We start from the raw sequence: 7,673 nt of genomic DNA on the forward strand, positions 1-7,673 counted from the left end.
TTCAGACTGACGACGAATCTTATATATAATCATAATTAAGCATCGGACTGTCCGATGCCGGAGGTGTTTCCTATGACCGCAACTTCTGTTACCTTTTCCATTCGAACGGCAGTTCGCAAAGTTATGCCGTATATGATGGAAATGAGAGAATATTTTCATGCTCGTCCTGAAACGAGCGGCAATGAATTCGATACATGTAAAACTATTTTTCGCGAACTAAGCCTTCTGGGTGCCGAAGACATCCGCATCATTGCCGGCACGGGGGTAACTGCCCTAATTCGTGGAGCGCTTCCCGGTCCTACCGTACTATTACGCGCCAAAACAGATGCCGTCGCCTTGGATGAAAATAATGATTTACCCTATGCATCCCTGGTTTCCGGCGTCATGCATGCGTCGGGTCATGACGGACTTATTGCCAACCTGTTAGGCTTGGCTAAAATACTGACATCCCATAACGACCAGTTGCATGGCACCGTTCGCCTGGTTTTCGAACCCAATACGGAAACCGGAGGTTGCCTCGACAAAATGATTGACAGCGGTATTTTGTCAAATCCGTCTGTCGATTACGTCTTGGATATGCAATTGGACGGATCCTTAAAGGGAGGCTGTCTAGGCCTTGCAACGGGGCCGCTCTTTGCATCCCGCGACGATTTCCGTCTGGCTATACACGGAAAAAGCGGTCGTCCTTATGCCGTCTCAACAGATGAAAACGCCTTTACAACAGCTATTAAATTCATGCACGAGGCCGTCACTCAGGTGGATGCTTTGCCGAACAACAAAGCATCTTTGTCTTTTTCTTTCGATTCGAATAGCGGTAATTTAACCGTACTCCCGGCTTGCATAAGCATTTCCGGCACCTTACGAACTTATGACTCACAAATCCGTGACGACCTCCTTCAGAAGTTGCATTCTCTGTATCCTAACGGACATTTGTCAGTCATTTCCCGATCGGATGCCGGAGAAAATGATGCACAACTGTGCGAGCAGGCTTATCAAATTTTTTCCGAATACGGAGCCGATCGTTTCACTTGTCTTCCCATGAATCCCGTATTTCATTCTGACGACATCACTAGGCTTACGACTAAATGCCCAACCCTCAGTATTTTTGCTGGAATCAACCATGATACCCCCGTTTATGACGGTTCCCCCGACTTCATTTGGGATACGGTTATGCTTAAATATACCTGTGAAGCACTGGCAACTCTCGTGTATTATTTACCGCTTTATCGCTAAATTCGATTGTTACGTATTCCTCTTTTGAAAGGCGCACCTATGGTCTTCTTATTTATTATCGAACACACAATGTTGCCTATCTTCAGCCTTACGGCACTAGGTTTTCTGTTGGATAAAAAACTTCATCTGGACGTCCGGACGTTATCAAAGTTTTTAATGTACATCGTCATCCCGTCTTTCATTTTCACGAGCATTTACACTACGGACTTTCCTGCTACTAGCGTTCCTATTATTTTAACAGTCCTCTTTTTCTTGATCCTCTCAGCCTTAATCGCCGAAGGAGTCGGCAAAGCTCGCGGCTACGATGCCGGTATGATTCGTGCCTGTCGCAATGCACTCATGTTTAATAATACGGGAAATTTGGGTGTCTCTTTAATCTTACTGATTTTTTCACATCCCCCTTTTTTGGTAAACGGGCAACCGGTTTATTTGGCCGAAGCCATGGTAGTACAGTTGGTCATTTATGTGATTCAAAGCATTTTTCTTAATACCTTGGGATTGTACCAGGCAGCTCGCGGTAATCTGACAGTCCACGATACATTAAGTGTCATCTTTCGCATGCCTATGGTATATATGATCAGTGCCGCCCTAATTTGCCGCTGGGCCGAAATAGATGCGACTCAATTCTTTTTCTGGCCGGTTCTGGATATGGCCGGACACGCTTTGTTGCCCGTAGCTATGATTACTGTAGGAATTCAACTGTCCCAAAGCGGCATAGGCCGTTTCAACACAGATGTCTGCATTGCCGGCGGAATTAAGCTTATTCTTTTACCTGTGCTGGGGCTTTGTACGGTTTATGCAGCCAACTGGGTGGCGCCCGGCACCTTTTCGGCTGTCGGCTCTATGGTATTTCTCGTATATTGTTCCATACCGACAGCGGTCAATACGGCTTTTTTCGCTATGGAATTTAACAATCACGGCGACTACGCCTTACAAACGGTTATGAATACGACCGCTTTCAGTGCCTTTACCATACCGGTTGTTGTCTATTTAGGACATCTTCTTTTCGTCTAATATCTGAAATTCTTTACTGTGAAAGGACTCTTTCTCGTGAGCAAACATATTTCTATACTGGACTCGGCCAGAACCGTAGCCGTTTACACGACTACGGCTGCAAGTCTATTAGCCGTGTACGCCGTACCGGCTATTTATTTTTTTCCGTTCGCTTCGTCAGAAACCACTTTTTGCACCTCTCTTTTCAGTCGTATAGGTATCGTCTTTTTCACCGTTTCTCTAAGTACACTTTTTTTTATCGGCGCCTATTGCTGTGCCGCTACCTTACACATTCATAATTTCACCTATTTTTTTCAGAAAAAGGGAATACGAATTGCTCTTCCGACCCTTGTCGCTTTTATCTTTTTAGTGCCTCTTCTTACCGTCCTCGCACATTTGTTTGATGCGGATAACGAACTCCCTTTTTTTTCGACGACGTTCATTTATAGCGCATACGCTCCCGGACCGTATACCTTTCTGGGTGTATTTCTTTTTCTTTTGCTGCTTTCCGCCTTGTTAAAAAATTTTTCATCGACCTTTTTCAGACATCGTTACAATACATCGTTTCAAAAAGTATTACTGACATCTACGTTCTTACATGTTGTAATCACCTTAATCCTCATATGCGGCATTAACATAAATCTCCGAACCGTCGAAATACTAACGACCCTCATCGGTTGGAGCATCTACTACGGTGCAGGTATACAAGCTTACCGCGCCCGTATTTTTGCAAACAATACCTTCAAACCGGCCTTTACTTGGGTCGTCGCTTTTATTATTTTTCTGAGTCTTTCTCTGACAGACTTTGCCGGCATGTATACACCTGTCTTCTTGACCCTTGCGGCCGGTACGGGTATACCCGCCTTTTTATACGTAGGTTCTCTGTTTTCTGTGTCTTGCGGTACAAAGCGTATATTGGCCCAACGAGCTTACGGCATCTCGTATACTGCCTATATCGTCGCACTTACCTTCCGTTCCTTACTCACCCCTTTCGACTTTCCTCTATGGCTATCCATGTGTCTCTCTCTTTTGGCTACGATTGCTTACCTTCGCTTTCTCGACGAACACCTATTAAGCCGCATCCCCTCATTTAGGGATCCGTAGTACAATTTGGCATTTGGCAAGGATTTCCGTCTATGCTATGATAAGACAATATTTTGAACACCAGCTATTTTACGCAGAGGAGAACTGTTTTGGATACATTATTGCAATTAATGGAGTCTTACGGTTATATTGCCATGTTTTTCGCCATGGCTGCCGAAAATGCCAATATTCCCATTCCCAGTGAAGTTATCTTGGGATTTGCGGGTTTTTTAATTTCTCAGGGCGTCTTCGAGTTTATGCCTACGTTTATTATTGCCTGTCTGGCCGGAATCTTCGGCTCCGTTATAAGCTATTTTCTCGGCCTTTACGGAGGCCGTCCCTTATTGCTGAAATACGGCAAATACATCTTCTTTAATGAAAAGAAATTCCAGCTGACTGAGCGCCTTTTTGATTCTTACGGAGGCATTGCAGTCCTCGTCTGCCGTTGCTTGCCCGGTGTTCGCACCTTTATTTCTTTCCCCGCCGGAGTAGCGCGCTACCCTTTCTTCAAATTCATCATTCTGACAACCGTCGGAACCATTCCTTGGACTTGGCTACTCGTTTGGGCCGGCTCCGTTTTAGGCAGCCACTGGCGTGATCTTATTGAATATAATCACATCTTCCTCATTGCCCTGATTGTCTTGGCAGCTGTTATCGCTCTTGTTTTCTTCATTAAACGCAGAGGTAAATAACCGCTATGAAAATTTTTACCGCTTATATTCACGAGAATCGTTACGGGCTAGGTATCATCCTTTTGGCAGCAATTTTTTTGCTGCCTTTTTTAGGTGCCTTTCCCCTAATCGACCCGGACGAGCCCGTATACGGGCAAACGGCTCGTGAAATGCTGGCTGCCGGCGACTGGTTGTCACCTCGCATATACGGACAATTTTGGTATGACAAGCCGCCGTTATTCTACTGGTTGGAAATGATTTCCTACTCGCTCTTCGGCATCAGCGACTACACGTCTCGCTTACCGAGTGCCGTTATGGGAATCGCTACCGTTGCTACCGTTTATGTTCAAAGTCGAGCCGTTTTCAACAAACACATCGCATTCCGAGCTGCCCTTATACTATTGACATCCGTTGGTTTTATTTACATAGCCAAGGCGGCCGTTACGGACATGACCCTCGTCTTCACTCTAACGTTCAGCATGTTTGCCTTCTACCGTAAACAATACTACCTCGCTTACTTCGGATGCGGACTGGCTTTGCTGGCCAAGGGCCCTGTAGGATACGCCTTCCCGGCATTGATCATGCTGCTTTATATCGCAGGTACCCGCCGTTGGTCTTTGCTGAAAGAGATGAAAATCCCTCAAGGTATTCTTCTGGCCTTTCTTGTCGGCCTGCCCTGGTACGTGTATATGTACATCGTACACGGTACAGACTTTACAAATGTGTTTATCGGTTATCATAACATTACACGCTTTGCTGCTCCGGAACATCCCGGGCAAAACAGCATCTTCTTTTTTATTCCCATCGTATTGGGTGGCCTCATGCCTTGGACAGGAGCCCTTTTTCAAGCACTTATCCGTTGCCTTCGCGGCAACGGCCCGTACCGTGACGGACTCCTCTTCTGTTTCATTTGGGCTACCTTTATCTTTATTTTCTTTTCTCTTTCTCAAACACAATTAGTCACGTATATATCTCCCCTCTTTCCGCCCCTGTCGGTTATCTTGGGTTGGTATACCTATGCCTTGAAGCGAAACGGCAAGCTCCCGCGTATCTGGTTGGCCGTCTCCTACATAGGCGGCGTCATCCTGCTGGCATGCAACGCCATCCCGCTGAATGAAAGTGCCCTGTTCTTTGCAACCCCCATCCTTTGGGCTTCCGTTTTACTGACCTTGGCCCTCATCATACCTGCCGCCTTTATGCACTTAAAAAGATGGCGTTCCGCCTTACTTTCGGCAGTAAGCTGTATGTTTGTATTTATGACTGTTGCCTTTGCCGGTATTTTGCCTCAATCGGCCGAATATATTTCCGGCAAGGCCATTGCCGAGGAGTATATCTCCTTAAATCATTCCGGTCCCGTATATATTGAAAAATTTCTTTGTCCCGCCTTGGCTTTTTACGGCAATACGACCGGTATATCTTGGGAATCTCAAAACGCTCCCGACTTTGCAACTCTATGCCGTGAGACCTCCGATATATATGTAATCATGCAGCAATCAACCTATAATAAATTATTGCGTACTCACACTGATTTAAGCGACTATAACATTATTGCAACTACACCGGGACAAGTAATTCTCGCCGGTAGGAGGTAACTCGTGAAATATGTTCGTCTTCTCATCCCGGTCTGTATCATTTCATTTCTTTTCCTTTCCATCGGCAACAGTCTGCTCGCCGTTACAGATCCGGTAGAATCCAACTACACCTTAACGGCCAAAGAAATGGTACTCTCCGGGGACTGGCTATCCCCTCGAATTTACAACACATTTTGGTTTGATAAGCCCGTCTTCACTTACTGGGCACTTTGTGTATCTTACGCTCTCTTCGGCTTTTCCGACTTTGCCTCACGCCTTCCCTTCACGCTCTGCGGTGCCCTTTCCGTAACCATGCTGGCCTATTACGTAAAACGCCGCGGTAATGAGACCGCTACGGCAATCCTGGCCGCTACCATGACCGCTACCTCCCTATTGTTCTGGGTTATTACCCGTTCCGTCTTGACAGACCAGTTTCTTTTCTTATTCACGGAAATCTCTCTTTTCAGCTTGTACATAGGGCTCTCGGAAAATAATCGTCGCCATATCTATATTGCCTATGCAGCCGCTGCCGGTTCAGTCTTAACCAAGGGCCCTGTCGGCATCGTCTTACCCGGACTTATTATCCTCGTTTACATTGCCTGTGAACGCAAGACTGCTTACCTCAAACGACTTTTTCGCCCTGACGGCCTTTTCCTGTTTTTATTTCTTTGCTTACCGTGGTACGTTTATATGCACATCACTCACGGGCAAGCCTTTTGGGACGGATTGTTGGGCTTTAACAACGTCACACGGGCCGTCATTTCTGAACATCCCGAAGAAAATGTTTGGTACTACTATTTACTCGTCGTCCCTGTCGGACTTTTGCCTTGGACGGGGGTCGCCTTATATGGTATAAAAAAGGCTTTTCGCCGTACCGGCTTTTCGCTCTTTGCTACTCTCTGGGCCGGTATAACCGTCCTTTTCTACACGCTTTTAGCTACTAAATACCCGACGTACGCTTATATTGCGCACATTCCGCTCATGTGGTTTGCCGCTGTCGGAGCTGTTTACATTTACAAATCCAATCGGCGTATAATCCAATTCATAGCCGTAGGTCCTGCGTTCTTTTTCTGGATTCTCTTTTTCGGGAGTGCTTTGTTTGTTCGCGTCGACTATCTGCATCTGAGTTCTTTATGGCCCTTAATCGTCTTTATTCCTACAGCCATACTCATCATCTCGATTGCTTTGTATAAAAGGGCGTACCTCGCCGTATCTCCGCTCATTGCTATGGCTACAGCCGCCATTTACGTTCTGTTGACTTGGCAGGTTCTGGTTCCCTTTTACGAATATCGTTCAACAATACCGCTTGTCACAGCTTCTCGGAATCTAAAGGGGCACATATATTTTTTTGAAGAATACCGTACATCCTTTGAATATTATACGGGCCGTTCTGCCGTACTGATCACTCCTGCCGAATATGATGAAAGCGCTCGCCTCAAACGAGATTCAGTCTGGTCTCGCAAGCACCTATTCAAAACCGAAGAAAGTCACTCCTTCTCATCGCGTTTACAAGCCGGAGAAAATCTGACTCTCATCGTCCCGAAAAGCCGCACCGCCGATTTCGAAAAAAGCGAATTTAAAGACTTAATGACCCTCAAAGGGGTCTACGGAACCTTTTTTGTCTATACGCCGAGAGAGGAGATATTATGACCCTATCCTCATTCATTGATAATTTAAAATCTTATACCGGTGAGAACGTATTCAATCCCTGGCGAGACTACGATTCAAAGAGCGATATCGGCCCCGATGCACCGATGATTCGCCGTAACCAGTTAATTGAATTCTTAAAGCTCCGTTTAGCCCAAGCCCGATATATTCTTATTGCCGAGGCAGCCGGATACCAAGGTGGTCATTTTACGGGAATCGCATTAACCTGTGAACGTATGCTTTTAGGCCTGCATAAAAAAACGAATCCGAATCTGATTCTCGGCCATAAAGGTATTCGAACCAGTCGCCCCGACAGCCCTTATATGACCTCCGATGCACAACGAATAAGCGGAATGAACGAACCGACGGATACTTATGTATGGGGAGCTGTCGCAGACAACGGTTTAAATCCGTGCGAAGTCCTGCTTTGGAACATTTTTCCTTTTCACCCGTACAAAGAAGGCATTTTGTTCTC

The 7,673-nt window shown here is 46.0% G+C and carries 7 protein-coding genes; all 7 read left to right on the forward strand.

Annotation, left to right across the window (positions count from 1 at the left end):
- Positions 1 to 72 precede the first annotated feature (72 nt).
- Positions 73 to 1,233: a M20 metallopeptidase family protein gene (locus PGX78_RS04775; RefSeq protein ID WP_270445616.1), complete on the forward strand. Its 1,161-nt coding sequence runs from the start codon at positions 73 to 75 to the stop codon at positions 1,231 to 1,233.
- A 39-nt stretch (positions 1,234 to 1,272) separates the two neighbouring features.
- Positions 1,273 to 2,247 (forward strand): AEC family transporter, encoded by a 975-nt coding sequence (locus PGX78_RS04780; protein WP_270445617.1) that lies wholly within the window; start codon positions 1,273 to 1,275, stop codon positions 2,245 to 2,247.
- 36 nt (positions 2,248 to 2,283) lie between these two features.
- Positions 2,284 to 3,330: a hypothetical protein gene (locus PGX78_RS04785; RefSeq protein ID WP_270445619.1), complete on the forward strand. Its 1,047-nt coding sequence runs from the start codon at positions 2,284 to 2,286 to the stop codon at positions 3,328 to 3,330.
- Positions 3,331 to 3,419: 89 nt separating this feature from the next.
- Positions 3,420 to 4,001, forward strand: a complete 582-nt coding sequence (locus tag PGX78_RS04790) for a DedA family protein (RefSeq protein ID WP_270445620.1) — start codon at positions 3,420 to 3,422, stop codon at positions 3,999 to 4,001.
- 5 nt (positions 4,002 to 4,006) lie between these two features.
- Complete coding sequence (locus tag PGX78_RS04795) at positions 4,007 to 5,572, forward strand: ArnT family glycosyltransferase (protein WP_270445623.1); 1,566 nt, start codon at positions 4,007 to 4,009, stop codon at positions 5,570 to 5,572.
- A gap of 3 nt (positions 5,573 to 5,575) precedes the next feature.
- On the forward strand, positions 5,576 to 7,201 hold the full coding sequence (locus tag PGX78_RS04800) for an ArnT family glycosyltransferase (protein WP_270445624.1): 1,626 nt from the start codon (positions 5,576 to 5,578) through the stop codon (positions 7,199 to 7,201).
- Positions 7,198 to 7,673, forward strand: a 476-nt coding sequence (locus PGX78_RS04805; protein WP_270445626.1) for a uracil-DNA glycosylase, incomplete at its 3' end; no start/stop codon positions are given. The genes PGX78_RS04800 and PGX78_RS04805, both read left to right, overlap by 4 nt.

The organism is Megasphaera sp. AF13-6AC (assembly GCF_027685385.1).
GTDB classification, from domain to species: domain Bacteria; phylum Bacillota; class Negativicutes; order Veillonellales; family Megasphaeraceae; genus Megasphaera; species Megasphaera micronuciformis.